Raw genomic sequence first — 26466 nt, 5'->3', positions numbered from 1 at the left:
TTAGTTTATGAAAATCTTCATTTATTTAGCTACTATGGACATAGAACTGGGAATAGAAAAGGATGATTTTGTTTTTCCAATCTTAAATAAGAATGAGCATACGACTCCGCAGCAAATTTCGAATGGGATTAACCGAATACTCAGACAAAAGTGAATGTCTTACTGAAAGAATTAGCCGAAGCGGCCAAGGTGGTTATGGAGGCTATAGTGGAGAAGTGTTTGCCAATCAAGCAAAAGAGGTGCTGCAGGGAGCGCAGGTAAAAGTAGTCAAAAGAAACGAATTGCATCAATTTAAGGCAATACCTAAGCGATGGATAGTCGAACGAAGTTTTGGCTGCTTGGAAAAATGTCGGCGGTTATGGAAGAACTGTGAAAGAAGATTGGCTACAAGCTTACAAATGGTAGTTCTTGCTTTCCTAAGGATATGCCTACAAAGATCTTGAACAGGCTCTGTAGCTCCTTCTTGCTTTTGCTCACTCTCCTCCTCTTCTGGTTTTTCTCGTTCCTTTCCCCTTCTTATTTCTTCTCGCTTGGTTTCTTCTGTGATAAGTGCTTCCCCCTTCCGTTTTGATACTGCTTTTTGGTGTTCTCTCTATTATAAGAAATTGACAGTTATATCTACACTTCTATAAAATCAATCTCCTTCATTTTACTTTTTTTAAATAAAAAAATATACCCTCAATGTTAAAAATTAGTTCACCCTTATAAAGAATCAGCTCACTAATATAAAAACTTAACATGTCTTTGGGTTCATGCTCAAAAAAATCAGGAGGAAGAGAGCTAGGCTTAAAAGTACTTATTTCTAAAATTTTAATTGTATCTTGATATATACCAATAAATTCTTTTGGTATTCGGTAACCAGCATGAAAGTAAGAATCGGCTTTCTCTTTTCTAAACTTGTAAATAGGTTTATCTATTTTATTTTTATCTATAATTACATATTCTTTATTAAAAAGAAATTCTTTTCCTATCAACTGGGATGCTTCTTCATCTGTAAGGCCAACTATATGTCCTCCTTCATACTTATAAATTTGCCAACGACCGTATAAGACTTTATAAGGATCTCCACAAGAATTCAGTATAAAGGCAATTCCTAGTATTATTAGATATTTAGTTATATTCATACGATTATTTTATTATCAATCTTTTATTTTTTCCAAACATTTATTTTTCATATACCCCTTCTAAAAATAGCTTGGCTTCTGTTCCACGTCTATTGACTAATCCTTGGACATCAGTTAATACTCCGTTAATTTTGGCTTTTCTAAATCTTAGGAAAGCTTCTCGAATTTTTTCTGGTTCCATATCCCGACTATTAATTAATTTTAATAATCTGGATTCTTTTAATGCTTTACTACCTACATTAAAGGTAAAGCTAACCAAAGCATCAAATTGATGCTGTAGTAGAGGTACTTTTACTTGGCTCTTCACACCTCTTATGGCTTCATCAGCATCTTGATGCAAAAGCTCTAAAGCTTTTTTATGTGTTATTTCTTTACTAAAATCTTCCCTCGGTAGAACCACATGGCCATAACCAATCGTTTCTATCCCTGCAACATCCTTATATACTTTTAGGCTACATCCCTCATAGCTAGCAATAAAATTAAGCCCTGCCTGGCTTATATCCGTAGCTCCTTCTTGCTTTTGCTCACTTTCACCCTCTTCTGGCTTTTCTCGTTCCTTCCCCCTTCTTATTTCTTCTCGCTTGGTTTCTTTTGTGCTAGCACCCTCTTCTCGATCGCTAGAAGTCTCTTCTGCTGCTGGGAAATTAACGCTTATATCTAAAGTGCCTAAGAGTTTTTGCAAATCGCAGGTATTACTTTGATCATCTCCAAACATTTCTTCTAATTGTGCTATTGTTATACCTGGCTTATTGGTTATAGTTATTTTAGGCTTCCCAACTGGCTTCCCTACGCTCTTAGCTAATTCTTCCTGCTCTTGTTCTATCCTTTTTGAAATATGCTCTGCTGCTTGTCTAAAAGCTGCTTTATATTTGTCTAGTAGAATTTTTCTATGACTATAGTCTCTAATAATAGCTTCAAGCTGACTTTTGGCTTCTTTCAAGTTTTTTATACTAGGTCCCTTGTTTTGCTTGGTCGAAAACTCCTCCAAGCGTTTTATAGCTGCTTCTACATGGGGCTTTATCTCTCGGGCTGTTGCTATGATAATAGCTGGGTCTTCTTCTTCATCTTGTATCCTGTTAATGGTTTCCACCCTTGTATCCAACACTTGATTGATCTCATCTATTACTGCATTATATCTTACTTTATCTAAAGCATCTTCAACCTCCACAGAGAGGCTTTTTAGCTGACTAAGTGCTTGTTCAATTGAGCCTCTACTAATAGATTGATGTTTTTCATATAGCTTTATTTTAGCTATATAATCTTTAATTTGTCCTTGCAAGTATATACCATCTGCCAAATTATGTATTGCTGAATAACCAAGTTTTGCCTGTATTTCTTCTAGTAAACTATACCACTCCTTACGAATTTCTTGGTCGCTCTTAGCATTACTACTATTAGCAGATGTAGAGCTAGAGGCGTTAGTATGCGAGGGGTCTGATACATTAGGTGTACTTGTACTAGAGCTTGTAAAGGAAGGAGTAAAGGCAGGATGGTCATGCATCCAAAATAATCTATCCTTGGATGATTTTTCTTTTTGTTTTTTATCCTGGGTATCCTTACTTAATGGCCCTTTGATATCTCTACTTGGCAATGGTTGGGAGCTGCTTGTAGAGCTAGAAGAGGATATTGAAGAAGTGGTGCTTGCATTAAGATGAGCTTTAATAGCCTCTTTATGTACGGGCATTGTTTGATCATCCTTTTCTTTTCCTTTGCTTTTATCGTCGCGCTCTTTTGGAACATACTTGCCTGTAGCAGCTTCTGAATCTCGCATGCTTTTTTTAACCATCTCCATCATCTCACGTTCACTCTTATCTCCTATAGGATATAAAGTTTGTAATACATCGGATTCTAACTGTGATAAGTTAACATCCCCTCCTTCTTGCTGCAGCAGTTGCTCTAAGAGGCTGTCTAAAAAGCCAAAATGGAGTCATAAAAGCCGCTTAAGCATGATTCTAATCATAACAATTTTAATATGTGTTTCAGAAGACTTGGGATTATGCTCGTAATCTTTAGAGAGCCTCCTAGAAAAACTCAGCCAAGCAAATGTACGCTCGACTATCCATCGCTTTTTTAGAATATGAAACCCATTTGAGAGCCGTTGTACAACTTCTAAAGTATAACCTAGCACCCCATAAGCCCACATTATACATCCTTTCTGGTATCCTCCATCTACCCATATGTGTTTAATAGAAGGGAATGTATTAAAAAGGCGAATAAGCAAAAGATGACATCCTCTTGAGTCTGATAAGTGAGCTGAATGTACTACCACACAAAGTATAAGCCCCAGCGTATCAACAATAATATGCTGCTTACGGCCTTTTACTTTTTTTGCTGCATCATAGCCTCTCGACCCCCTTTTTGTGCTGTTTTAACCGAGCGGCTATCCATAATGGCAGCGCTAGGTATGGCTTGTTTGCCCAACTTTTCTCGTACTTGATCTCGAAGTGTATCATGGACTAAGTCCCATTTACCATTTCTTCGCCAGCGATAATACAAGTCATAAACACTTTTTCAGGGTGGAAAATGGGCAGGTAGCATGCGCCATTGACAGCCTGTTTTTTCTAAATAGAAAATAGCATCTAATACTTCTCTTATAGTGTATTTACGGGGTCGGCAAGGACCTATGTAAGTAACTAATGGTTCTAACACTTCCCATTCCTTATCTGTTAAATCGCTAGTGTATGGCATAGCTGTTAGTTTAAAGTTCACTAACTAATTTTATAAAGTTTTGTCTGCTTTTCCTATCTAAATTACCCTTTTTAGACAGCCTCTTAGAGTTTCTGATCGCCTATCCCAGAATTATCTGCTGTAATATATGCTTTTTCTGTATACGCATGCGCTCTCTCTTGTTGTTGCTTAAGTGTATGTAGCCGTCTTAACAATTGCTCTCCTTTTTCCCGCTGCTTAATTATTGAATCAATGTCTTTTTGCCCACTACCTTGAACTTCTTGCAAATAGCTTTTTATCTCTTTAGCTGTATCCTTTAGCGTAAGGGGTAGCCCTTTCTCACTTGGTGCCTTCATGTAAGCAGCAGTTCCTGTTATACTACTACTAGGAGTTGTTCTATTAGCAGAAGGTTCTCTTGTATGACTACTACTTGGTATATCTCCCATACTAGTAGACGTTCTATAAGAAATTATGGGGGTTGGTGTACTAACCGTGGATATTCTGCTGCTACTAATGCTGTCCATAACACTGCCCGAATATGAGGTATCTCGATTGGGGTAACTAACATGTGGAGTACTATAAGAATAATCATTAGTATATGACTTATCAAAATGATAAGTAGGTAGTTCAGATTTGATACCTATAGAAGATAACATAGCCGATGTAGCACGTTGCTCTGTACTAGGAGTAAAACTACTACTATAAGTGCTTGAAGAGGAAGTGCTTGACCTGCTAGTGCTTTGGCTACTCTGTTTATCATGTCTTGTACTTCCACTAGAACTAGAAGAGGATTTTCTACTTCCGCTAGACACATTTTTTCTGCTGCTTCCACTTGAACTACTACTACCTCCAGAGGAGCGATCGTTATCATTTCCACCACCTCCTTTAGACCCACTATTTCCTCCCCCCAACAGTCCTTTCTCACCTATATATACATATCCTTTACCACTTTTGCTGTGCTCAGCAAATACTACTGCTATATGTTTTTCCTGCCACTTCAAACTATGTTTGCTTAATTCATTGACTGTAAAGCCAGGTGCTAGGTACAGTTCCAAATAGTGCGTTCTACTAAAACCTAAAGGAGCATGCTCCCTAACAACTGCCATCCATTTGCCTTCTATAAAGGATGGATATACTTGATGGCCTCCTTTTGCTATATAGCTTGGGATAGCCTGCTCTTCTATTAACTGTGCAGCTATGCCATTACTGTCAGTTATTGATGCAGCTATATCTACTTCATTATATAGCTTGGCTTGTTCTCGCTTATCTTGTGCCTCTTTTTTGTGCAATTCCAAAGCTTTGCCTCTGATTAAAGTAATGGAAGGACTATTATTCTTAGGTTGCTGCCCCTTATACGTTGGTTTAATAGATATAGATAAGATAAAAACTTGATTACGTAATACAGATACTGATGAAGCTCTCTTTATGGCCTGCTTGGTATTGTCCACTATAGAGTTTACTATAATAGAATTACCTTGTTTGGAAGCTAGCTTTTGCTCTTCTTTTATATGCTTGGATAATGTAGAGATAGGTATTTTTGTATGTGCTGTACTAGTAATTAGCATTCTGGAAGAAGCTGATGCATCATCCGATAATTTTGTGCTGCTTTTTGTCTGCACCTGGCTAGTTATAGACTGCTCTGTACAAGCTTGTTTGCCTATATATACATATGCTGCATTTAATGTCTCTTTTTTACTGGCTACTAGGCGCACTAGCTCTCGCTGTTCCTCTTCTTTAGCAGTAATTAGCTTAGCTATGCTATAGCCTGGCTCTAATACAATGGTCAATATCTGTTCCACACCATCTTCTGTAATTAACGCTGCTTGCCAATTTTTGTTCTCATACTTTAAATTAAGTTTTTTCCCATCAGCAATAGTAATCACTAAGCTATCTACCAAGGGTAATATTGAGTCATCTTTGCTTGGTTTTTTATCAATTCTCTTTTCCGTACGAGCTACTTTAGGTTGGGTGGGTATATTAGGATAATTACTACAACTTGTTATGGTTAATAGCTGACTACAAAGTAAAATAGCTGCTGTAATTCTTTTATTTGTGCTGTACATGGCCTGTTACTTTTAAAGGGCGAACAATACCTTACACGCTTAAACAAATCTCAACAATTATATAGGGATATTAAGTGAGAAACATATCCCATACTTCCAAGCATAAGCATAAAATATTTTTCAAAAAGTATAGACCAAATGTAGCAGATGGCAAGAAGGCAATTATATATTTATTGTCTTATATAGGCTAAGTTTACTTGCTTAACCATCACCATATGATAGCTGTTGAGATACAAACTTATCGGCCAACCATTCATAATTGTGATCTGTTTATATTGTCGGCATATCTTCTTATTCGATTATAAAATTTGTCGTTAAAAGCTGAAAAATACCTTTCTCCTTTTAAACATAACATAGTATCAATAAAAATTTTATATTTAGCATAAATTTTGCCTATATGCATGCAGTTAACATTTCAAACCCCAATAGAATATTTAAAAGGTGTAGGGCCTAAAAAAGCAGTCTTACTTCAAGAGGAACTTCAGATCTATAATCTAGCTGATCTCATCCAACACTATCCTTTTCGTTATGAAGATCGTACTTGCTTTCATAATATAGCAGATGTACGAGAAGACTTACCCTATGTACAGCTTAAAGGAGTCATTCAATCACCTAAAATTATTACAACAGGCAAGAAAAGACTTGTTGCAACTTTAAAAGATGAAACAGGAGTTATATCACTGGTTTGGTTTCAAAAGATAAATGGTATACTTAAACAATTAAGACCTGGCATATTGTACCAACTTTTTGGAAAACCAACTGTATATAATAGTTGTTATACCATTGTACATCCTGAAATGGAAATATTCACTGCGCAAACAACGCAGGAAAAAACTTTAATACCTGTTTACCATACAACAGAAAAGCTGAAAGCTAGTTATATTGACAGTAAATATATAAGAAGAGTTCAAGCAAACTTAATAGAACAATTTCCTATACATCTACCAGAAACCCTGCCAGAGGATTTATGTGCACAATATAAGATTATAGACAAAAAGACTGCCTTAGCCAACATCCATTTTCCAGCCACACCTGAGATATTACAGAAAGCACGCTTCCGTTTAAAATTTGAAGAGCTTTTTTACGTACAACTAAGGCTATTACAAGCACGCCAACTACGTCTTGAAAAACAAATAGGGGCAGCCTATAAAGACACTAAACTCTTGCAAGATTTCTACCAAAACGTCATACCTTTTGAATTAACAGGCGCACAAAAACGAGTAGTAAAAGAAATTTATGCAGATTTAAAGTCTGGCAAACAAATGAACAGACTTTTGCAAGGCGACGTAGGAAGTGGAAAAACAATGGTAGCTTTTCTTTCTATGCTTATTGTATTAGGAAGTGGTGCACAAGTAGCGATGATGGCTCCTACAGAGATCTTGGTAGAACAACATTATAAGAAACTTCAAGAATTTGCAGCACCTCTTTCGCTACAAATAGGTATTCTCACCGGTTCTACTAAGACGAGCGAACGAAGAAAAATTTTAGATGAGTTGGCACAAGGAACATTACAAATTATCGTAGGCACCCATAGCTTGATCAATGAGAATGTGGTTTTTAAGAATCTAGGCTTAGCAGTCATTGATGAACAACATCGTTTTGGCGTAATGCAAAGGGCCAAATTTTGGCAAAGGGATGATGTCCAACCGGTACCTCATGTGTTGATTATGTCTGCAACACCTATACCACGTACCTTGGCAATGACTTTATATGGAGACTTAGATGTGTCAGTGGTTGATGAAATGCCTGCTGGAAGAAAGCCTATCAAAACAGTGCATTATTATGATGCTCAACGACTTAGAGTATTTCGCTTTGTTAAAGATCAGATCAGTCTAGGCAGGCAAGTATATGTGGTTTATCCGCTTATTGAGGAGTCTGAGAAAATGGACTATAAAAACCTAATAGATGGTTATGAAAGTATTTGCCGTGCTTTTCCTGAGGTACCTTTAAGTATAGTACATGGAAGAATGAAAGCCAGCGATAAAGATTACGAGATGCAGCGTTTTGTAAAAGGAGAGACTAAAATTATGGTAGCCACTACTGTTATAGAGGTAGGCGTTAATGTACCCAATGCAAGCGTTATGGTTATTGAAAATGCAGACCGTTTTGGCTTATCACAGTTGCACCAACTGCGTGGTAGAGTAGGAAGGGGGCAAGATCAAGCCTATTGTATCCTTATGACCGATTATAAGCTGAATAAAAAGAGCAGAGAACGCATAAAAGCTCTCGTACACACTAATAATGGCTTTGAAATAGCTGATATGGATTTGCGGCTTAGAGGCCCTGGAGACTTAATGGGCGTACAACAAAGCGGCTTATTAGAATTAAAAATTGCAGATGTAGCACGTGATGGCCATATTTTACAAATTGCACGAGAGGCAGCAAAAGAAATTATAAAAAAAGACCCTATGCTAATACAGCCGAGCCACTATACAATAAAAAACCAGCTAGCTACCAGCAATGATAATTCATGGGGAAATATTGGTTAAATATAAAATATCATTTATTCTTCTAATGGATATGAGTCATTCAGTTTTTATTGTAGCATTAAATAACCTAAGTTGCTAGATAAGAAAAGCTTTGTTGATTTGAAAAGCTAAAAAAACAAGAGAATTTTGATCAGAAAGCCTTGGAAGGTAAAAGCATAGAGTTTCCTTAAGAAAAGTCCTTTAATGCCACTAATGCTGTTTCCATCACTTTTCCATGCGCTCTTTGAGATAAGTCAGACAAGGTGTATCCTTTCGATGAGCATTCGCTTTACGCTGAGAATAAAGTTTAATCCTATCATCAGCCAACATAGCTTCTAGAAGGTAGTTAATATAAGCGGAGTCAGCATAGAGTGCACTACCAGCAGGCATAAAAAAAGGTAACTGATCCAGCCCTTTAACATCTGCTTGACTGCCAGGCACCATTGAGAATTCGGCTGGAATGCCTTTACTCGTAGTAATAAGTTGTACTTTGGTACGCGTTCATGGGTCTGCTACCTTTAAAATAAGCCAAAAACACATATTCTATTTAGTAACTAGCTATAAAAACTATTGTTGATGGTTAGTTGATGGTTAATTTTATAGTTGCTTCGTATTTTATTCTTAGCAACCAAGTGCTTAATAACGTATTTCTAGCATTGGCAGACCCGTGAACGCATACGTACTTTGATACCATAAAAGTAACAACGCATAGAGGCTTGTTAGTCTCTATAAGCCTGTCCTTATAAGCCTGTCCTTGTAATAGCTTACACATGAGAGTACCTATGTTATAGCACACAGGCACACGAAATGAATCTAAGACATAATACTTACAAGTGGCTACTTGCTTGATGTAAGTGCCTATTGCTAAAAAAGGTGTAGTTATCTTTTCTACTATAGCATGCAAGCCTTGATTGTACCTACTTTTATCAAGCATATTAGGGATAAGCCTGGTAGGGTGCATAAACGATCGAGCTTTGTCAAGATGTCCGCTAAAGTATAAGGCCGAAACGATAGCTGTTATCATAGCCGCTGCATCTAACAATTTCCTTTTTTTATCTTCTTGATGATACAAACACTTGAGTAAGTAGTCAATAAATGAGTATATTGCTATTGATTGATCAATCATAATGGCCTCTGGTTTTTTAGTTTAAGACAAAAACAAGATCGGAGGCTTTTTATTTTTTACTTATCAATCACTAGCAACTTGAGTTAATTATACTTACCATCAATAAAAATCATGAATATCTACCTCTGGTCTACTATATTAACTTGATGATTCTTAAACAGGTAATTTTGTCAGTTTTTTAATTATAGAATTACACAATGTGAAGTAGTTATAGTTTATATATAGGTATTTGTGGTACTTTTGAATGTTTGGCATAAAATATGTGGAGAATATATAATGTTTTTAGATCTATACTAAATTGAAAACGCTAAACATAGAACAACGTATATATAATTTATCTTAACTTATGACTGAAATAAGAGTAAAGCCCTTGGCTGATAGAGTTCTAGTAGAACCTGCAGCTGCAGAAGAAAAAACAGCAGGAGGCCTATATATACCTGATACTGCTAAAGAAAAACCACAAAAAGGTAAAGTAGTTGCAGTAGGACCAGGTAAAAAAGATGAGCCATTAACTGTCAAAGTAGGAGACAATGTCTTGTATGGGAAATACGGAGGCACAGAACTTAATATAGATGGAAAAGATTACCTGATTATGCGTGAATCGGACATCTATGCTATTGTCTAAAATTTAATTAAAAGTAAATAAGAATTATATAACATCTATAATCACAAAAAATTAAGAAAACTATGGCAAAGCATATAATTTTTGATTCAGAAGCGAGAGCGAAACTTAAAAGTGGCGTAGATACCATGGCTAATGCTGTAAAAGTAACACTGGGGCCTAAAGGAAGAAATGTGGTAATTGATAAAAAATACGGCGCACCTAGCATAACCAAAGATGGTATATCTGTAGCAAAGGAAATAGAACTTAAAGATCCAGTTGAAAATCTAGGAGCCCAGCTGATAAAAGAAGTAGCTTCTAAAACAGCAGACGGAGCTGGTGATGGTACTACCACAGCTACTGTCCTTGCTCAATCTATCTTTTCAGCAGGTATTAAAAACGTGGCAGCAGGAGCTAACCCTATGGACCTGAAACGTGGAGTAGATAAGGCTATCGAAGCTGTTGTAGAAAGGTTAAAACAAAATTCTCGAAAAATCAGTAATTCTAAAGAGATAGAACAAGTAGCTACCATTTCTGCCAACAACGACAGTAAAATTGGTAAAATGATCGCTGATGCAATGGATAAAGTAGGAAAAGATGGAGTTATTACTGTAGAAGAGGCAAAAGGTACTGAAACAGAAGTAAAAGTGGTAGAAGGTATGGAGTTTGATAGAGGCTACTTATCTCCTTATTTCGTTACTAATACAGAAAAAATGGAAGCAGAGCTAGGTAATGCTTATATCTTAATTTGTGATAAGAAAATTTCTGTCATGAAAGAATTACTGCCTATTCTAGAAGCTATTTCACAAACAGGCAGACCTTTACTTATTATTGCAGAAGATATAGAAGGTGAGGCATTAGCTACCCTGGTAGTTAATAAGATAAGAGGTGCTTTAAAAGTAGCTGCTGTAAAAGCTCCTGGATTTGGAGATAGAAGAAAAGCCATGCTAGAAGATATAGCTATACTTACTGGCGGAACGGTTATTTCTGAAGAAAGAGGCTATAAACTGGAAAATGCTACGCTTGATTATCTAGGTACTGCTGAAAAAATTAATATTGACAAAGAAAATACACTTATTGTCAATGGAGGTGGCAAGAAAGAAGATATACAAGCAAGAATTAGCCAAATTAGATCTCAAATAGAAAATACTACTTCAGATTATGATAAAGAGAAGTTACAAGAACGCTTAGCTAAGCTATCAGGTGGCGTAGCTATTCTATACATAGGAGCTGCTACTGAAGTAGAAATGAAAGAAAAGAAAGATAGGGTAGACGATGCATTGCATGCTACTAGAGCAGCTGTACAAGAAGGCGTGGTTGCTGGTGGAGGTGTAGCTTTAATAAGAACCATACCTGCTTTAGAAAATATTGAGGTAGAAAATGAAGATCAAGCTACAGGAATAAATATTGTGCGTACCTCATTAGAAGCACCACTTAGAACTATTGTGAGCAATGCTGGTGGCGAAGGTGCTGTAATAGTACAGAAAATTAGAGAAGCACAAGGTGATTTTGGTTATAATGCTAGGACGGGTAACTTCGAAAACTTATATGAAGCAGGTGTTATAGATCCTACAAAAGTGACTAGACTTGCTTTAGAAAATGCTGCTTCCATAGCATCATTATTACTTACTACCGAGTGCGTAATAGCGGATGAGAAAGAAGAAGATAAGCCAGGCGTAGGAGCTCCTGGAATGGGTGGGGGTATGGGTGGTATGATGTAAACTTAAGATAATTGCATAGCAATAATGAAAAACCTGAGGCTTAATAGCACTCAGGTTTTTTTATGTTTGCTTAAGTTTATTGTTAACGAGATCAGGCTGCTAATTTGTTATAATTGAGCAGCAATGAGGGGTACTCCGTCAACCACTAAACCAGCATTAGCTTTTAACTGGCCATCAAGAATAACTTTCTGGAGTGTCTTAAGTAATAAGTTCAACTCTTTCAACAAACCTCTTCAAACTTTTCAGCAGCTTCAAAATATTTAATTAACCCGAATTGACTTAGCCTTCTAACTGCAACATATCTATTTCAACTTTATATTTTTATAGATTTTAAGAAAGCTGACCGGTTCCACTTTTCTATTTAAAATAATAAATTATGAATAGGAAGATACTTACCAATAAATTATGCTAGCTATACAAAAAATTAACGATCTTTGTTTGTATCAATAAAATTGTTAGATTAGGTCAAACGATATACAAGTTTATCTATCTAAATACTAGTCAATTTATAATACGCGAATGGGAAAAATAATAGCCATTGCCAATCAGAAAGGTGGAGTTGGAAAAACTACCACCGCCATTAATCTAGCTGCTAGTCTAGCTGTTTTGGAACATAAGACCTTAATAGCAGATGTAGATCCACAAGCTAATGCTACTTCTGGGCTAGGAATAGATCCCAGACAAGTAACTAGTAGCATCTACGAGTGTATGATTGGTGAAATAGCACCACAAAACGTTGTTCAAAAAACAGCATTAGATTATTTAGAAATAATTCCTTCTCATATCAATCTAGTAGGTGCAGAAGTCGAAATGATAAATTTTGAACATAGGGAAGAAAGAATGAGAGGAACTTTAGCACAAATCAAAGATAAGTATGCTTATATTATTATTGACTGTGCACCTTCTTTAGGCTTACTAACTATCAATGCATTAACAGCCGCTGACTCTCTAATTATACCTATTCAATGTGAATATTTTGCCTTAGAAGGACTAGGTAAGTTACTAAATACTATTAAGATTATTCAAACTAGATTAAATCCAGATTTAGAAATAGAAGGTCTTTTAATGACTATGTATGATTCTAGACTGCGGCTTTCTAACCAGATTGTAGAAGAAGTCAAAACCCATTTTAATAAAATGGTTTTTGATACTATCATACCTAGAAACATTAAGCTAAGTGAAGCTCCTGGTTTTGGCAAGCCAGCTATTTTATATGACGGAGAAAGTAAAGGAGCAATCAGCTATCTAAATCTTGCACAAGAAATTATTAATAAGCAAGCTACTTCAAGCTTAGCTACAACTGCATAAGTTGTATGAATATGAAAGAAACAACAACTAAAAAAAATGCACTTGGAAGAGGCCTCCAAGCATTATTACAAGATAGTAGCTACTTTACAGAAAAAGGAGAAATTAATCCGTTAAGAGAAACTCCAATAGAACAAATTGAAGTTAACCCTTTACAACCTAGAAAGACTTTTGATGAGGAAGCTCTCAACGAATTAAGTGAATCTATTAAAGTACATGGTGTTATACAGCCACTGACTATTCGACAAATTGGCCCTAATAAGTATCAGCTGATTGCTGGAGAACGGAGACTGCAAGCATCTAGAAGGGCTGGTTTGAAGTCTGTGCCAACTTATATACGTATAGCAGACGACCAGCAAATGTTAGAAATGGCTTTGGTTGAGAACATACAACGAGAAAGCTTAAACCCCATAGAAATTGCACTAAGCTACCAAAGACTACTAACAGAATGTAATCTTAAGCAAGAAACACTTGGAAACCGGGTAGGTAAAAATAGAGCAACTGTTAACAATTATCTTAGGCTTCTTAAGCTGCCTCCAGACATACAAATTGCATTAAGAGATCAAAGAATAAGCATGGGTCATGCTAGAGCATTAATTAATGTGGGTACTATGACGGCTCAGCTAGGTATTTTAGAAGAAATAATTAAGCAAGACTTATCTGTTAGAAAAGTAGAAGAGCTAGCTAGAAATATTTCTAACAAATCACAAGCTGCAACCAGCCACAAGAAGATTAACACTAATGCCACTTTTTCAAGTATGCTAGAAGAGATAACTACTAAGCTTACCAATCAGCTTGCTACTCCTGTAAAAGCAAGAACCTACTCGCAAGGAAATGGGGAAATTAGTATCACATTTAGCAACGTACAAGATTTAAATAGAATTACCCATATATTATTCCCATAAACTATGTTTAAACTTAGGGCTTTTCTATGTATAGCTTTAGTATCAATAAGCTTAGACAATGCTCTTGCTTTTGATAAACCGCAAGCAAATGCTTCTTATTCTTACACAACCTACTACTCTCAAAATCTTAGCTTTGAGCCAAGTTTGCTCTCTTCATATGCTGATAGTATGCTTGTAAAGACACCTCTTAAGCAAACACATCCTTTAATAAATAAGAATAAGCAAAAGCAGCAACTAAAAAAAGTACATCCAAGGAAGAAATTATTAGAAGATGCTCCTATACATACCCAAAGAGCTTGGCTATATTCAGCTATAATACCAGGTTTAGGGCAAGTTTATAACAAAAACTATTGGCGAGTTCCTTTAATTTATGGAGTATTTGGCCTTTTAGCGTGGGGAGCTATATATAACCATCTAGAGTATACTGCAACAAAAAGAGACTTGCTTAAAGAATATGGAGATGAGTTACCAAAATCTTCTAGCTTGGTTAATTTTATGGATGGTAGAAAGAGGGATCGTACTATTTTTATATTAGCCTCTGCGCTGTGGTATCTGATTAATGTGTTTGATGCCTATGTAGGAGGAACACTGAAAACTTTTGATGTTTCGGATGATTTAGCAGTAGTTATACAACCTAATGAACCCAAAGATATAGCACAAAACACTGGTATAGGATTAACTATAAGTTTACAACCCAAAGATGAAAATAGCTTTAATTGGTTACGGTAAAATGGGTAAAGCCATTGAACAGATAGCCTTACAAAGAAAACACCATATAACCTACCGAATAGATTATCAATCTGAAAGCTTGATAAAACAGTTAACACCTGAGACAGTAGACCTGGCTATAGAATTTAGCCAGCCAGAAGCCGCTTACAACAATATATATACATGCTTACAGCAAGGCATTCCAGTTATCTCAGGAACAACCGGTTGGTTAACACATCAACCTGCCATAGAGCAATATTGCCAAGAAACACAAGGCACTTTTTTCTATGCAGCTAATTTTAGCTTAGCAGTACAGATACTCTTCAAGCTTAATGCGCTATTAGCAAAGTATATGAATTACCTTCCTGGTTATACAGTCAGTATAGAAGAAATACACCATATTACGAAAAAAGACCAACCGAGTGGTACATCCATCCAGCTAGCAGAAGATATTATTAAAAATTCAGCTACAAAAACAAAATGGACTAATACAGCCATGCAAGAACCTGATGCAGTTAGTATTATATCTCAAAGAATTTCCGAAAGCCCAGGCACCCATATTATCAACTATTCCTCTAGTTTAGAAAGTTTAGAGCTCAAACATACAGCACACAGCAGAGAAAGCTTTGCTCAAGGTATAGTATTAGTAGCCGAGTGGATACAAGGTAAAAAAGGTGTGCTAGGAATGGACGATTTTTTAAATCTTGAAAGTTAATAGTCTGTAGTTTAACATTGCCGAATTAGAATAGTTTTGTTATAAAAAAGTATCAATCTTAACTTAATACAGCTTAGTTTTATCCCTCTATCTATCTAAGATTAAAAATATCTGTATTTTAAAAACACTTAATTGTGAAAAAATTATTTTAAAAGATGAAATTATTTTCGAGAAATAAAGCTGCTGAAAGTACCAAAAAAAAGTCACCTATACGAGAATGGTTTAGTGCATTAACCTTTGCTATTTTAACTGCTACACTTATTCACTGGCTTGTTGTAGAACCTTCTCAGGTACCTACGTCTTCCATGGAACAAACTATATTAGCTGGGGATTTTATTTTAGTAAGCAAGCTACATTATGGTGCACGTACTCCTCATACTCCCTTGCAAATTCCTCTCATGCACCAAACCATTAGAGGCACAGAGATACCTTCTTACTTAACTTGGCTCCAATTGCCTAGCTATCGGCTGCCTGGTTTCTCCAGCGTAAAAAGGGGCGATAAGGTTATTTTTAATTGTACCACCGAACTAGATAAGCCTGTTGACCTGAGAACTTACTATATTAAAAGATGTGTGGGGCTCCCTGGAGAAACTATACAAATTGACAATATGCAAATTTATATTGACGGAGAATTACAGCTCCCTCCTTCTCAATTACAATATAGATACTATTTAAAAACAGCAGAAAACCTTACAGAACGCTTTTTTAATAAATATAATATTAAAGAGTATATGGCGGTTAGGGAAGGTTTTCTAATTCATACTAGTTCACAAACTGCAGAAATATTAAACGCATTACCCTATATAAAAAGTTCAGGGATTATTGTTTCTCCTAAGTACTTTTTTAATCCGTCTGTTTACCCACATAGCAGGAATTTAGCTTGGAATGAAGACAATTTTGGTCCTATAACTATACCAGCTAAAGGAATGGTGATAAATATTAATCAAGAAACCCTTGAAAAATACGAAAAAACAATTATATTATATGACACAAACCAAGAAGCACATGTAGAAGATGGAAAGTTATGGATTAATGGACAAGAAACTAAGTCGTATACATTTAAACAAAACTATTACTTTGTAATGGGCGATAATAGGCACAATTCCGTAGACTCTAGATTTTGGGGATTTTTACCAGAGGATCATCTAGTCGGTAAAGCTATTTTGATTTTAGGTTCCATAGATGCCATGAAAAGCGGGTTTGGCAAAATAAGATGGAATCGTTTTTTTCGGTCACTTAACAACTTATAAAGATACAAGCAAGCTGGCTTATCGCTCTGGTAAAAGTACCAGGGAGGAAAGTCCGAGCAACATAGAGCACCCTACTTCTTAACAGGAAGGCACCTAGTAAGAAAGCTAGGATAGCAGACAGTGCCACAGAAAATAAACCGCCTAGCAATAGGTAAGGGTGAAAAGGTGGGGTAAAAGCCCACCGCTTTGTTGGTGACAACAAAGGCACGGTAAACCTTAGGGGTTGCAAGGCCAAGTAAGTGTTGCTTTCCCATAAAAGGGGATAACAGGCTGCTCGTCTGTATTTCAGTTATTGAAAGGCAACATGGGTAGGCCGCTAGAGGATGCAAGTGATTGCAGACCCAGATAAATGATAAGCACGCTCGGTTTTCTTATAGAAGAACAGCGTACAGAACTCGGCTTATAGGCTTGCTTTGTATTTTTTTAATTCTCTACATATAAAAAAATAAGATACGCGTTTACGGGTCTACTACCTTTAATATGATCCAAAAACACATATTTTATTTAGCAACTACCTATAAGAACTATTGTTGGTTGTTAGTATACAGTTAATTTTATAGATGCTTCGTATTTTATTCTGGTATTGTTAAATTAGGATAGAATTAGTAAGTTAGAGGAAAAAGTATGAACTGTCCTCGATGTAATAATACTCAAAGCTGTAAAGATGGAATTGTTAGAGGTAGACAGCGCTACCAGTGTAAAAGTTGCCGTTTCCCTTACACAGTTAGTCACAAATCAGATGTTAAACCTGTATCTACTAAGCGAAAAGCGTTGCAATTATACTTAGAAGGATTAGGATTTCGAGCTATAGGCCGTATACTCAACATAAGCTATGGAACAGTCTATCAATGGGTAAAAGCATCTGGAGAGCAAGTAAGTTTACCAGAAAGACAAGATGAAGTAGAGATAGTCGAGATGGATGAAATACACACTTATGTGGGTTCAAAAAAGTCTACTGCTGGATATGGATAGCTGTTGATAGGATAAGCAAGCGCTTTATATCTTATGTGTGTGGAGATCGCTCGACACAAACCGGACTGAAGTTATGGGAGCGCGTCAAGGATATAGGCAAGCTGTATTGTGGTGATTATTGGAAAAGCTACCAGCAGTTTATTCCAAAAGATAAACACCGACAAAGCAAATCAGAAACTTATACAGTGGAAGGATATAATAGCTTAATGAGGCACTATTTAGCAAGATTTAAGCGTAAAGGAAAATGCTATAGCAAACAGGTGCACATGATAGAAAAATCGCTCAACCTGCTAATGGCCAAGCTAAATAATCAGCTGCCTATCTTAATTTAACAATACCGTATTCTTAGCAACCAAGTGCTTTTTTATACTTTCAATAACGTGTTTCTAGCATTGGTAGCCCCGTGAACGTGTACCAGATAAGGCTATGCGCAAACAAGAACCTTATTATTTACCTTGCAATTTCTTTCTCAATAGATCAAGTAAATGATAAGCTGTTAGTTGGATATTATATAATCTGTTATTGGTTAATTGTAGTTTTTGTGCATAACATGTGTTTTCATCTGCATAAGCAATCCAAATAGTTCCCACAGGATGTTCTATAGTTCCTCCACCTGGTCCTGCAATACCAGTAGTTGCCAATCCTATATTAGCCTTTAACTTAAGGCGTACATTACGCGCCATTTCCATAGCAGTTTCTTGGCTTACCGCACCATATTGTAATAATGTATTTCTTGCTACGCCAAGTATTTTATGCTTAGCAGTATTATTATAAGCAACTATTCCGCCTTGATAATATACAGAACTGCCTGGAACTTGAGTAATCAACTGAGAAACATACCCACCAGTACAGCTTTCAGCAACAGAAAGACTATTTTTTTGTGACTTAAGCAACCTACTTATTACTTCTTCTATCGTATCTGTATTATATCCATATACATACGGTTCAATAAGAGGTAGGACCCTTAAAAATTCTTCTTCTACTAGCCGCTTAGATTCCTCCCAAGTAGGTACAGTTGCTGCAAGTGTAATCTTTACAGTCGCTAGATCAGGTAAGTAGGCTAATTTTATAGGTGCAGGTAATCGGCTTTCCCACGGAGCTAGTATAGCTGCTATTTCTTCCTCTGATATACCTATGGTACAAATAGTTTTTTGATAAAAGATGGGTAAGGTAAAATTAGATTGTAGGTAAGGTAATACAGTATCTCTTAGCATAGCCTGCATTTCGGTAGGTACACCTGGCAGCACTATTAAAATTTGGTTATTCTGTTTACAGTATATGCCAGGAGCTGTTCCTAATACATTCTTGATGCCGCCTAATTGTAAATCAGAAATATTAACGGAAGAATTTGTTGCTCGTTCGAGATACTGTATAACTGGAGTATCCACACCTCCTAAGTTAGATAGCCTTTCTTTACTAAAAACTACAGCAGGACAATCTAAATATTTAGCTAAAGCTTCTTTAGTTACATCATCTGAAGTAGGCCCTAATCCACCAGTAGTAATAACGATTTTACAGCTACGCTGCTTAGTTGCTGCTAAAGCCTCTACTATAGCTTCAATTTCATCGGGTAGCACCGTTATCTGCATAACCTTCAACCCTATTTGTGAAAGCGCTGTACTTATATGTTGTGCATTGCTATCTAATATTTGTCCTTGCAACAGCTCATTGCCTATACTTATAATTTCTGTACGCATATGTCTATAAGTTTTATAGATATCAAATACGCTTTGCCAGCTCTATAAAATCATACGCATAAGCATGTTTGATATCATGGTTATGAGAAACTATACTAACTTCTGTCCATTGATGATCTTTCAATGTTGGAAAAAAAGTATCACCCTCTACATCTGTATGAATAACTGTCAAGTAAATTTTATCTACTATACCTAATGCTTCTCTATAAACAGCTGCTCCTCCCGCTATAAATACTTCTGTCTCGTTGGCTTGATTTGCTATTTCTAAAGCCATTTCTAAGCTAGGTACTACTGTACAATCTTCTACCTTGTAGTTTAAGCTTTGACTTAATATAATAATTTTACGGTCTGGCAAAGATCCTGGTAAGGATTCAAAAGTCTTCCTACCCATAATAACATGATGCCCACCAGTAAGCTCTTTAAAGTGCTTCAAATCTGCAGGCATATGCCAAGGTAATCTACCCTTGTTTCCAATTACGTGGTTAACTGCCTTAGCTACAATAATGGATTTAATCATAATCTTTTTAAATATTACTCAAAAAGCGTGCCTGCACGCTGAGGAGGTGCTAATTTTAAGTGCTTATAAGCTTTTGGTGTTGCTTCCCTGCCTCTCGGTGTACGGTGTAGGTAACCTTCTTGTATTAAGAATGGCTCATACACTTCTTCAATTGTCTCTGACTCCTCACTACATGCTGTGGCTATGGTAGAAATACCCACAGGCCCTCCATGGAATTTTTCAATAATAGTGGATAATATACGGTTATCCATTTCATCTAACCCGTCTTCATCTACGTCCAATGCTTTTAAAGCCATTTGTGCTATTTGTTGTGTGATGGTTCCACTACCAGTTATCTGTGCAAAGTCACGTGTCCTCCTTAATAGAGTATTAGCAATCCTAGGTGTACCTCGGCTCCTACGTGCCAATTCGTAAGCAGCAGATTCTTCTATAGGCACATTTAGAATTTGGCTAGATCTCTTCACAATTTGTGTTAATAAGGTAACATCATAATATGCTAGCCGAGTGTTAATTCCAAAACGAGCACGCAAAGGAGAAGTTAACAAACCAGAACGAGTGGTAGCTCCTATTAGGGTAAAAGGGTTTAAATTAAGCTGTACACTGCGAGCACTAGGGCCAGAATCTAGCATAATATCAATTTTAAAATCCTCCATAGCTGTATAAAGGTATTCTTCCACAATCGGATTTAACCGATGGATTTCGTCGATAAATAGCACGTCGTATGGACCTAAATTGGTAAGCAGCCCAGCTAAGTCACCAGGCTTGTCTAGCACTGGCCCAGAAGTAATACGTATATTAGCACCCAACTCATTGGCAATAATATGAGCCAAAGTAGTTTTACCTAAACCAGGAGGGCCATGTAACAAAACATGGTCTAAGGGCTCTTTACGTTCTTTTGCAGCTTGTACAAAAATTTTTAGATTCGCAACAATTTTTTCTTGGCCTGTAAAGTCAGCAAACACATGTGGCCGCAATGCACGCTCTATTTCTTTTTCAGGTGCAGATAACGAATCTTTATTACTATTTAGATAATCTTTGCGCATAACAGAGTCTGTAGATGGAATGTATTAAGCAGTTTAAGATGTAAACTCATTTACACTAAACCATAGGCCACGTATTTGCAGCTTTTAATGTATTTTTAGCTAACTTTTGATGCAAGCATATTTTACGATAAAGGAACTAAGAAATTAGTTACAAAGCAATAACATGAAAATGGATGGTACAGAAATTTATACAAAAGAAACTAAACCTAACATTAAATCAATAACCTTAAGGTATCTAAAATTACTATTTAGATGGGTCAATAAATACAAATGGTTGTTATTACTACTGTTACTATTTTTGTTTATTATTTCAGTTAGAAAGGAAAAGCCACAAGTTATAACCTTACAAGGGCAAGCATTAGGGAGAAATTATACTGTACAATATAAAGTAAAAGGAGATGCTAACTACCAAACTGAGATTGAAGCTTTGTTAGCTGATGTATCACAAGCGTTAGATATTTCCAACAAAGATTCAGAGGTAGCTAAGTTTAATAGACATAACTGTACAGCATTTCATTTTGAGTCTCCTTATTTATATCCTATCCTTGATAAAAGCAAAGAAATATATAATAGAACACAAGGAGCTTTTGACCCTACGGTAGCCCCTCTTATTAAACTGTGGAAAAACAACCTACAGAAAGGTATACCTCCTGCTAATTCACAAATACAAGCTTTACAAGAATATGTTGGTTTAGACTATGTAGTAGTGAATCAGAAGCGAGTAAAAAAACTGAAAGAAGGAGTTACAGTTGATTTAAGCAGTATCATTTCTAGTTATGCGATAGACGTGATAGTAGCTTTTTTACATTCTAAAGGTGTAAAAGATTTGTGTATAGAATTAGGTAATGAAGCGGTAGCACATGGGATAAATAGTGACAAACAGCCGTGGCAAGTAAAACGAACCATAACTGAAAATAAGTTTATAATTGAACCTTTTTCTATACACGGCAAGCTAACTGACAAAGCTATTTCTATAGTTAGGCAGTATGCTCCTTGGGACAGTGAACAAAACATGCATATTATTATTAACCCACAAACAGGCTATCCCGCTCATGGAAATATAATAGCTGCTTCCGTACTAGCAAATGACTGTACGACAGCAAGCGCATATGCCACGGCTATTCTTACAAAAGATTTTGATGGAGCTTTAAAAATGCTTGAAACCATCGATAGCATAGAAGTGTTTCTGATATACCAAGACGAGCAGGGTAAAGTGGAGTTTTACAATTCTAAGGGACTACACATACAACCTAAGGAAGGCGTTCAAGGAATTTATCTTGAAAATAAAAAAGCAGTAGCAGAAGATTCTTCTAAGGAATCAAAAGTACAGGCTGATAATTAAAGTTGATGTTGGTTGTAGAACTACCTTACTAATTTAATTAAATCAACAAGGTATGCCTAGTTAAATTATTATTGAATTTATACTAAAAAATACTAAGTACAGAAATCATAAATTATATCCTTAATAATACATCTCTCTAAAAATGTATACCCTACCCACACCTTATAAAGCTAGCATCAGCAAATATTTATTAATCTTCTTATTACTATTAATACCCATTTATACATATGCTATAGATACGGACACAGATACATTAAAGCACACTCCACTTACAGAAAAGTCATTTATTCTTGATCATTATGGAAGCCCTTATGCTACTGCTTCATGGCTTAGAGGAAGCAGAAATCTTTTAAATGAACTAGAGGATAAGTATATTTCTGATAGAGCTAAAGATAAATTTTTCATAAGATGGTCTACATTGGTTGGAAATAACCTATGTAATGATTTATTGATGCTGTTTGCACATGAAGTAAATGGACATGGATTTAGGCAACGAAGCTTTAAAAAACGGGTGGATGGATATGAACTCTTCCTTCTTTTTGGTGGCATAACGTCTTTTTTTACACCTGTAAATGGGTTAGGTGCTATTACACATTACAATATATTTGATGAATTAGAAGAACGTTTCACACATACTGATAAAGAACTATTAAAAATAATAGCTGGCAATGAAGCAAATGCTGTATTAGCTAACGAACTTCTTCTTAAGAATTTCAAAGCAGGCTCTTTAGATTATAGAAATTACAACCTTTTCTTTAAAGCATTTACTAATCTATTAGGATATATAGTAATTGCTGATAACATAATCCTAGGTGATGATATTTTGCACTACTTGTCAACGCTAAAACACAAACATGACTCCGATAAAATAAACCTAAGCACACTCCGATCAAGTGCTGCTATATTTTTTCTTAATCCTGTATTATATGTTTCTATTTGGTCTTTTTATGCACATCTATTTAAAAAAGAGAAAGTATTTAGTATACCCCGCTTAACATGGAAAAATATAGCTTATATGCCTATAATTAGAATAGGCTTAACACCCTTTGGAATAAGCTATTACCTAGATAATTTCATTAACAATCAAGAAAAAACTTTTCTAATTAGTCTAAATATTGGTAAGTCACCTTTTTATACACAATACTATGGTGGTATTGGATGTAAAACAGATGAACTTTTCACGTATAAAAACTATACGCTAGATCTAGCAACTAATCTATGGTATCAACCTAAGCTAGTATTAGAAGCATCTGATACATTAGAAGATAAGAGCTACTGGGGTGGACTGATAGGTATTTACAACAAGCTCAAAGTTAATTCTTACTTATCATTACACGGAAATATATTATATAAAACATCAGGATTTCTAGAGGGTATGGTTGCAGAACGAGGTTTTATATGGCAAGCAGGGTTTTGCTTAAGCTATACTGCTTAAAAATTTCCATGATCAAGGTATAACATTAAGCATAATGTTTTGGAACGCTTAATCTCCTTAATACTTACATATAATAGCAATTTTACTCATTTTTAACTTTTTCCCAGCATAGACTTAAAGATTATGCTGAAAAACCTTCTTATATACATTATGTATGTATAGTTTATATCCGCCACGTCAAAGGATAATAATAGAACTGCTGCGAAAAAGGTTGACAAAGAAGATAAAAAGGGTTAAGATGTAATTCTTATTATATAAAAGGAATAAGTATGCATTTAACCTACACCAGGATAAGCAAACATCCCTATAACTTTAGAAGAATAACTGGCTTAAGTATAGAAACATTTGATAAATTAGTTTTAAAAGTAAGGCCTCTCTTTGAAGAGCTAGAATCGAGTAAGCTGCGCCATGGTAGGATGAGTCATTTACCTACCTTGGAAGATAAATTGCTCTGTGTACTCATGTATTATCGCACTTATATTAGCCATGTGTTTTTAGGCTATTTGTTTAACTTACACAACTCTAACATATGCCGCTTGCTCGCGAAAAATGGAGCCATTACTAGCTAAGAAGATTAGCATTAAAAAAGATCGCAGCTTAACCTCAGAAAAGGTATTGCGCATATTAGCAGATGTGAGTGAACAGCCTACGCAAAGACCTAGTAAAAAGCAAAAGAAATCATATTCAGGCAAGAAAAAGAGACATACTATAAAAACAGAGATAGTGATGGGAGAAGATGGAAAAATACTCTCTGTATCCAAATCTCATAAAGGAAAAGTGCATGACTTTAAAATCCGTAAAGGAGAAAAACTCTTACCTAAGGAAAGCTTAAAGCTAGCAGATAGTGGTTATCAAGGCTGGCAAAAGCTACAGAGCAATGTCATGATACCCTATAAAAAGAGCCGTAAGCGGCCATTAACCAAGGAGCAGAAAGAACATAACAGAAAGCTATCCTCCATACGCATGAAGGTAGAGCATAAGATAAGAGAGATCAAGGTATTTAAGATTATGTCAGAAGTTTACCGTAACTTTCAGAAGAAATATAACCTGCGCTTTAATATTATAGCGGGTATGATAAACTTCAAGCATGCTTTTTAACAAATAGCATCGCTACTGGCAAGATTCTCTCTCTGTTTTATTCAAATTCCTACTTTATTTTATCTCTTTCGCAGCAGCTCTAATATAGAATCTTCCTGTAAGTTATCAGATAACCACACGCTCTAAGTATATCCACCGCCCTTACAACCATTAAACTATAATAAAGAATATTGTTCACTTAATACTTCCTAGCCATGCTCACTGGCTGATCTAGCATAAATTTTTATAAATAACCTACTTGAGAGATTATGTGTGGATAACTCTGTGTATAATGTGTATTAGTGTATACAAACAACTGCTATTTTTACCCAAAACAACTTTCAAAGAGTTAGCAAACTGAATAATGCTCATTTTTACACCTTTATCTTTTACAATCCACATCTATATCCACAAATAAATAAAAGGGATAAAAAAACGGCTTTATAATTTGTTATTCACATATTATATATATATGTGGCTGATTAACAGAAGTTTTTAAATTGGATTATATGTGTATAACTTAAGACTTATACACTAAATGCTGACAATTTTAATGAGATGTTGTGGTAGATTTAAACTTTTCCACAAATCCACACACTAATAAAAACAATATATTTAATTTTTAAATATATATTTATATTAAAGCTGGTGTTAATAAATAAATGAGGAATGGTTTTGGAAGCTTATTGTCAGAAATATAAATAAGTTAAATATGATTGGTATTTATAAGTAGGTTAATGAAGTAAAAATAGAATACGTAGTTGTTTATGCATGGTTTATGCATAATATTCTATCCTGTTTCATTGATTAAAGTTAAAGTAAAAGCCCTTTTCAACTTTAATATAATGAATTACTTATTACTTTTTTCTACCCAAGTACCATCTGCAGATTTTTTATACTTTTTTTCTACAGCCGACCAAGCTACGCGACGTGCTACTTCTTCCCTACTACTACCCTCTCTTCGCTTGCTGGGGTCTTCATATTCCTCCCATGCATGATTAAAAGCTGCTCGGTAAATATCTTGTGCATGCTCCGGAAGATTATTAGTTACATTTTTAGGTAATTCAGAATTATGTTTATAAGGCATAATTATTTGTTTTTAACCTACTATTAATAATGTAATAATTTTTTTATAAAAAAGTGTTATCAAGACAAATAATATTTCTTTTATACCGTACTAATGCTTACAAGCGCATTCTATATTTATATTATACACAATTATTTGTAATATACAAGGGCTATGAAGCAAAAGTTAGCTTGGTGTAGTGTATATATGCTTGGTAGATTACTTACCAAAGTAGAAGATGTATACTGGCAAGCATTTAAAGAAGTTTATGAAGATTTATTTGGTTACTCAAATAGTTTTTGTTGCATAGATGGAAGTAGTGCATTCATAAGCTCGCCCTCATTTAAAAAGGAACTTGTTATTCTAATCCTTTTCAGTTTTATTGTAAGCCCAGCTATAATTTCTACATTTGCTTGAGGAAGCTTGAGCGTTTTTGCAATTAGCTTAATAATTTCTCGGTTAGCTTTTCCGTTTTCAGGGGCGCTAGTTATTCGAATACATAACCTACCTAATTTATCTATAGTAATAGCTGAAATTTTCGATTTAGGTATAGCTTTAACTTCTATTACTATAGACATAAGTTGCTTAAAAAATAATTTTTAATGGCAGTCGTTCAATAACTTTATCCTATATGTGTTTTCTATTAGCTTAAAAACTAAAATAA

At 35.4% G+C, this 26466-nt stretch carries 20 protein-coding genes, 1 other RNA gene and 5 pseudogenes; 15 read left to right on the top strand and 11 right to left on the bottom strand.

Annotated features, from left to right (window positions below; translation table 11 throughout):
* The first annotated feature begins 7 nt into the window (after positions 1-7).
* Complete coding sequence (locus AASI_RS08745; RefSeq protein WP_187146280.1) at positions 8-154, top strand: hypothetical protein; 147 nt, start codon at positions 8-10, stop codon at positions 152-154.
* Between the two features lie 43 nt (positions 155-197).
* A pseudogene (locus tag AASI_RS01595) lies at positions 198-443 on the top strand (transposase); the annotation flags it as partial.
* Between the two features lie 201 nt (positions 444-644).
* On the opposite strand, the gene AASI_RS01590 reads toward AASI_RS01595, so the two are convergent.
* From AASI_RS01590 to AASI_RS01570, 4 genes and pseudogenes are all read right to left on the bottom strand, one after another.
* Positions 645-1124, bottom strand: coding sequence for a hypothetical protein (locus AASI_RS01590; RefSeq protein ID WP_044282730.1), 480 nt, complete (start codon positions 1122-1124; stop codon positions 645-647).
* 40 nt (positions 1125-1164) lie between these two features.
* A complete protein-coding gene (locus AASI_RS07525; RefSeq protein ID WP_187146279.1) occupies positions 1165-2910 on the bottom strand; it encodes a lysozyme in 1746 nt (581 codons plus the stop codon).
* A gap of 141 nt (positions 2911-3051) precedes the next feature.
* Positions 3052-3812: pseudogene (locus AASI_RS07875) on the bottom strand (IS5-like element ISCaa9 family transposase).
* An 83-nt stretch (positions 3813-3895) separates the two neighbouring features.
* Positions 3896-5854, bottom strand: a complete 1959-nt coding sequence (locus tag AASI_RS01570; RefSeq protein ID WP_012472512.1) for a hypothetical protein — start codon at positions 5852-5854, stop codon at positions 3896-3898.
* Between the two features lie 401 nt (positions 5855-6255).
* On the opposite strand from AASI_RS01570, the gene recG reads away from it, so the two are divergent.
* Positions 6256-8343 carry an ATP-dependent DNA helicase RecG gene (gene recG / locus AASI_RS01565; protein WP_012472510.1) on the top strand — a complete coding sequence of 696 codons (2088 nt, stop codon included), beginning with the start codon at positions 6256-6258 and terminating at the stop codon, positions 8341-8343.
* A 75-nt stretch (positions 8344-8418) separates the two neighbouring features.
* Here recG and AASI_RS01560 read toward each other — a convergent pair.
* Both AASI_RS01560 and AASI_RS01555 read right to left on the bottom strand, forming a co-directional pair.
* Positions 8419-8814, bottom strand: a pseudogene (locus AASI_RS01560) (IS982 family transposase); the annotation flags it as partial.
* A 194-nt stretch (positions 8815-9008) separates the two neighbouring features.
* A pseudogene (locus AASI_RS01555) lies at positions 9009-9448 on the bottom strand (IS982 family transposase); the annotation flags it as partial.
* Positions 9449-9794: 346 nt separating this feature from the next.
* Here AASI_RS01555 and AASI_RS01550 point away from each other — a divergent pair.
* From AASI_RS01550 to AASI_RS07870, 9 genes are all read left to right on the top strand, one after another.
* Positions 9795-10073: a co-chaperone GroES gene (locus AASI_RS01550; RefSeq protein ID WP_012472509.1), complete on the top strand. Its 279-nt coding sequence runs from the start codon at positions 9795-9797 to the stop codon at positions 10071-10073.
* Positions 10074-10135: 62 nt separating this feature from the next.
* Positions 10136-11770 carry a chaperonin GroEL gene (gene groL / locus AASI_RS01545; RefSeq protein ID WP_012472508.1) on the top strand — a complete coding sequence of 545 codons (1635 nt, stop codon included), beginning with the start codon at positions 10136-10138 and terminating at the stop codon, positions 11768-11770.
* Between the two features lie 519 nt (positions 11771-12289).
* Positions 12290-13078 carry a ParA family protein gene (locus AASI_RS01540; protein ID WP_012472507.1) on the top strand — a complete coding sequence of 263 codons (789 nt, stop codon included), beginning with the start codon at positions 12290-12292 and terminating at the stop codon, positions 13076-13078.
* A gap of 11 nt (positions 13079-13089) precedes the next feature.
* Positions 13090-13980, top strand: a complete 891-nt coding sequence (locus AASI_RS01535) for a ParB/RepB/Spo0J family partition protein (protein WP_012472506.1) — start codon at positions 13090-13092, stop codon at positions 13978-13980.
* Positions 13981-13983: 3 nt separating this feature from the next.
* On the top strand, positions 13984-14709 hold the full coding sequence (locus AASI_RS01530) for a DUF5683 domain-containing protein (RefSeq protein ID WP_012472505.1): 726 nt from the start codon (positions 13984-13986) through the stop codon (positions 14707-14709).
* Positions 14681-15403 (top strand): 4-hydroxy-tetrahydrodipicolinate reductase, encoded by a 723-nt coding sequence (gene dapB / locus AASI_RS01525; protein WP_012472504.1) that lies wholly within the window; start codon positions 14681-14683, stop codon positions 15401-15403. Before AASI_RS01530 ends, dapB begins: the two co-directional genes overlap by 29 nt.
* Positions 15404-15558: 155 nt before the next feature.
* A complete protein-coding gene (gene lepB, locus AASI_RS01520) occupies positions 15559-16653 on the top strand; it encodes a signal peptidase I (RefSeq protein ID WP_012472503.1) in 1095 nt (364 codons plus the stop codon).
* Between the two features lie 5 nt (positions 16654-16658).
* Positions 16659-17072, top strand: an RNA gene (gene rnpB, locus AASI_RS07785) — RNase P RNA component class A.
* A gap of 205 nt (positions 17073-17277) precedes the next feature.
* A protein-coding gene (locus AASI_RS07870; RefSeq protein WP_148204912.1) for an IS1 family transposase occupies positions 17278-17957 on the top strand; the annotation gives its coding sequence in 2 pieces (ribosomal slippage) (positions 17278-17596 and positions 17596-17957; 681 coding nt in all).
* 114 nt (positions 17958-18071) lie between these two features.
* On the opposite strand, the gene AASI_RS01500 is transcribed toward AASI_RS07870, so the two are convergent.
* From AASI_RS01500 to ruvB, 3 genes are read right to left on the bottom strand one after another with little or no spacing between them, the layout of a single operon-like run.
* The gene (locus AASI_RS01500; RefSeq protein ID WP_012472501.1) at positions 18072-19322 is read right to left on the bottom strand and encodes a CinA family nicotinamide mononucleotide deamidase-related protein; all 1251 of its coding nucleotides are present in this window, start codon (positions 19320-19322) and stop codon (positions 18072-18074) included.
* Positions 19323-19344: 22 nt separating this feature from the next.
* Positions 19345-19839 carry a dihydrofolate reductase gene (locus tag AASI_RS01495; RefSeq protein ID WP_012472500.1) on the bottom strand — a complete coding sequence of 165 codons (495 nt, stop codon included), beginning with the start codon at positions 19837-19839 and terminating at the stop codon, positions 19345-19347.
* Positions 19840-19853: 14 nt separating this feature from the next.
* Complete coding sequence (gene ruvB / locus AASI_RS01490; RefSeq protein ID WP_012472499.1) at positions 19854-20882, bottom strand: Holliday junction branch migration DNA helicase RuvB; 1029 nt, start codon at positions 20880-20882, stop codon at positions 19854-19856.
* Positions 20883-21045: 163 nt separating this feature from the next.
* On the opposite strand from ruvB, the gene AASI_RS01485 reads away from it, so the two are divergent.
* The 3 genes and pseudogenes from AASI_RS01485 (at position 21046) to AASI_RS01470 (ending at position 24757) form a co-directional block, all read left to right on the top strand.
* Positions 21046-22224, top strand: coding sequence for an FAD:protein FMN transferase (locus AASI_RS01485; protein WP_012472498.1), 1179 nt, complete (start codon positions 21046-21048; stop codon positions 22222-22224).
* Between the two features lie 142 nt (positions 22225-22366).
* Positions 22367-23659: a hypothetical protein gene (locus tag AASI_RS01480; RefSeq protein WP_012472497.1), complete on the top strand. Its 1293-nt coding sequence runs from the start codon at positions 22367-22369 to the stop codon at positions 23657-23659.
* A gap of 269 nt (positions 23660-23928) precedes the next feature.
* Positions 23929-24757 (top strand): annotated as a pseudogene (locus AASI_RS01470) (transposase family protein).
* Between the two features lie 829 nt (positions 24758-25586).
* On the opposite strand, the gene AASI_RS01465 reads toward AASI_RS01470, so the two are convergent.
* Together AASI_RS01465 and AASI_RS01460 are read right to left on the bottom strand one after the other, a co-directional pair.
* Positions 25587-25823, bottom strand: a complete 237-nt coding sequence (locus AASI_RS01465; RefSeq protein WP_012472496.1) for a ChaB family protein — start codon at positions 25821-25823, stop codon at positions 25587-25589.
* A gap of 263 nt (positions 25824-26086) precedes the next feature.
* Positions 26087-26380, bottom strand: coding sequence for a DUF167 domain-containing protein (locus AASI_RS01460; protein WP_012472495.1), 294 nt, complete (start codon positions 26378-26380; stop codon positions 26087-26089).
* Between the last annotated feature and the right edge of the window lie 86 nt (positions 26381-26466).

Origin of the sequence: Candidatus Amoebophilus asiaticus 5a2 (assembly GCF_000020565.1) — a bacterium.
Taxonomy (GTDB): Bacteria; Bacteroidota; Bacteroidia; order Cytophagales; family Amoebophilaceae; genus Amoebophilus; species Amoebophilus asiaticus.
This window is presented reverse-complemented; position numbering and strand designations above follow the sequence as displayed.

What these genes read in the sequence shown, in the direction of transcription:
- AASI_RS08745 (WP_187146280.1), top strand. Translation starts at nt 8, where the DNA reads ATGAAAATCTTCATTTATTTAGCTACTATGGACATAGAACTGGGAATA.
- AASI_RS01590 (WP_044282730.1), bottom strand. Translation starts at nt 1,124, where the DNA reads ATGAATATAACTAAATATCTAATAATACTAGGAATTGCCTTTATACTG.
- AASI_RS07525 (WP_187146279.1), bottom strand. Translation starts at nt 2,910, where the DNA reads ATGGTTAAAAAAAGCATGCGAGATTCAGAAGCTGCTACAGGCAAGTAT.
- AASI_RS01570 (WP_012472512.1), bottom strand. Translation starts at nt 5,854, where the DNA reads ATGTACAGCACAAATAAAAGAATTACAGCAGCTATTTTACTTTGTAGT.
- recG (WP_012472510.1), top strand. Translation starts at nt 6,256, where the DNA reads ATGCAGTTAACATTTCAAACCCCAATAGAATATTTAAAAGGTGTAGGG.
- AASI_RS01550 (WP_012472509.1), top strand. Translation starts at nt 9,795, where the DNA reads ATGACTGAAATAAGAGTAAAGCCCTTGGCTGATAGAGTTCTAGTAGAA.
- groL (WP_012472508.1), top strand. Translation starts at nt 10,136, where the DNA reads ATGGCAAAGCATATAATTTTTGATTCAGAAGCGAGAGCGAAACTTAAA.
- AASI_RS01540 (WP_012472507.1), top strand. Translation starts at nt 12,290, where the DNA reads ATGGGAAAAATAATAGCCATTGCCAATCAGAAAGGTGGAGTTGGAAAA.
- AASI_RS01535 (WP_012472506.1), top strand. Translation starts at nt 13,090, where the DNA reads ATGAAAGAAACAACAACTAAAAAAAATGCACTTGGAAGAGGCCTCCAA.
- AASI_RS01530 (WP_012472505.1), top strand. Translation starts at nt 13,984, where the DNA reads ATGTTTAAACTTAGGGCTTTTCTATGTATAGCTTTAGTATCAATAAGC.
- dapB (WP_012472504.1), top strand. Translation starts at nt 14,681, where the DNA reads ATGAAAATAGCTTTAATTGGTTACGGTAAAATGGGTAAAGCCATTGAA.
- lepB (WP_012472503.1), top strand. Translation starts at nt 15,559, where the DNA reads ATGAAATTATTTTCGAGAAATAAAGCTGCTGAAAGTACCAAAAAAAAG.
- AASI_RS01500 (WP_012472501.1), bottom strand. Translation starts at nt 19,322, where the DNA reads ATGCGTACAGAAATTATAAGTATAGGCAATGAGCTGTTGCAAGGACAA.
- AASI_RS01495 (WP_012472500.1), bottom strand. Translation starts at nt 19,839, where the DNA reads ATGATTAAATCCATTATTGTAGCTAAGGCAGTTAACCACGTAATTGGA.
- ruvB (WP_012472499.1), bottom strand. Translation starts at nt 20,882, where the DNA reads ATGCGCAAAGATTATCTAAATAGTAATAAAGATTCGTTATCTGCACCT.
- AASI_RS01485 (WP_012472498.1), top strand. Translation starts at nt 21,046, where the DNA reads ATGAAAATGGATGGTACAGAAATTTATACAAAAGAAACTAAACCTAAC.
- AASI_RS01480 (WP_012472497.1), top strand. Translation starts at nt 22,367, where the DNA reads ATGTATACCCTACCCACACCTTATAAAGCTAGCATCAGCAAATATTTA.
- AASI_RS01465 (WP_012472496.1), bottom strand. Translation starts at nt 25,823, where the DNA reads ATGCCTTATAAACATAATTCTGAATTACCTAAAAATGTAACTAATAAT.
- AASI_RS01460 (WP_012472495.1), bottom strand. Translation starts at nt 26,380, where the DNA reads ATGTCTATAGTAATAGAAGTTAAAGCTATACCTAAATCGAAAATTTCA.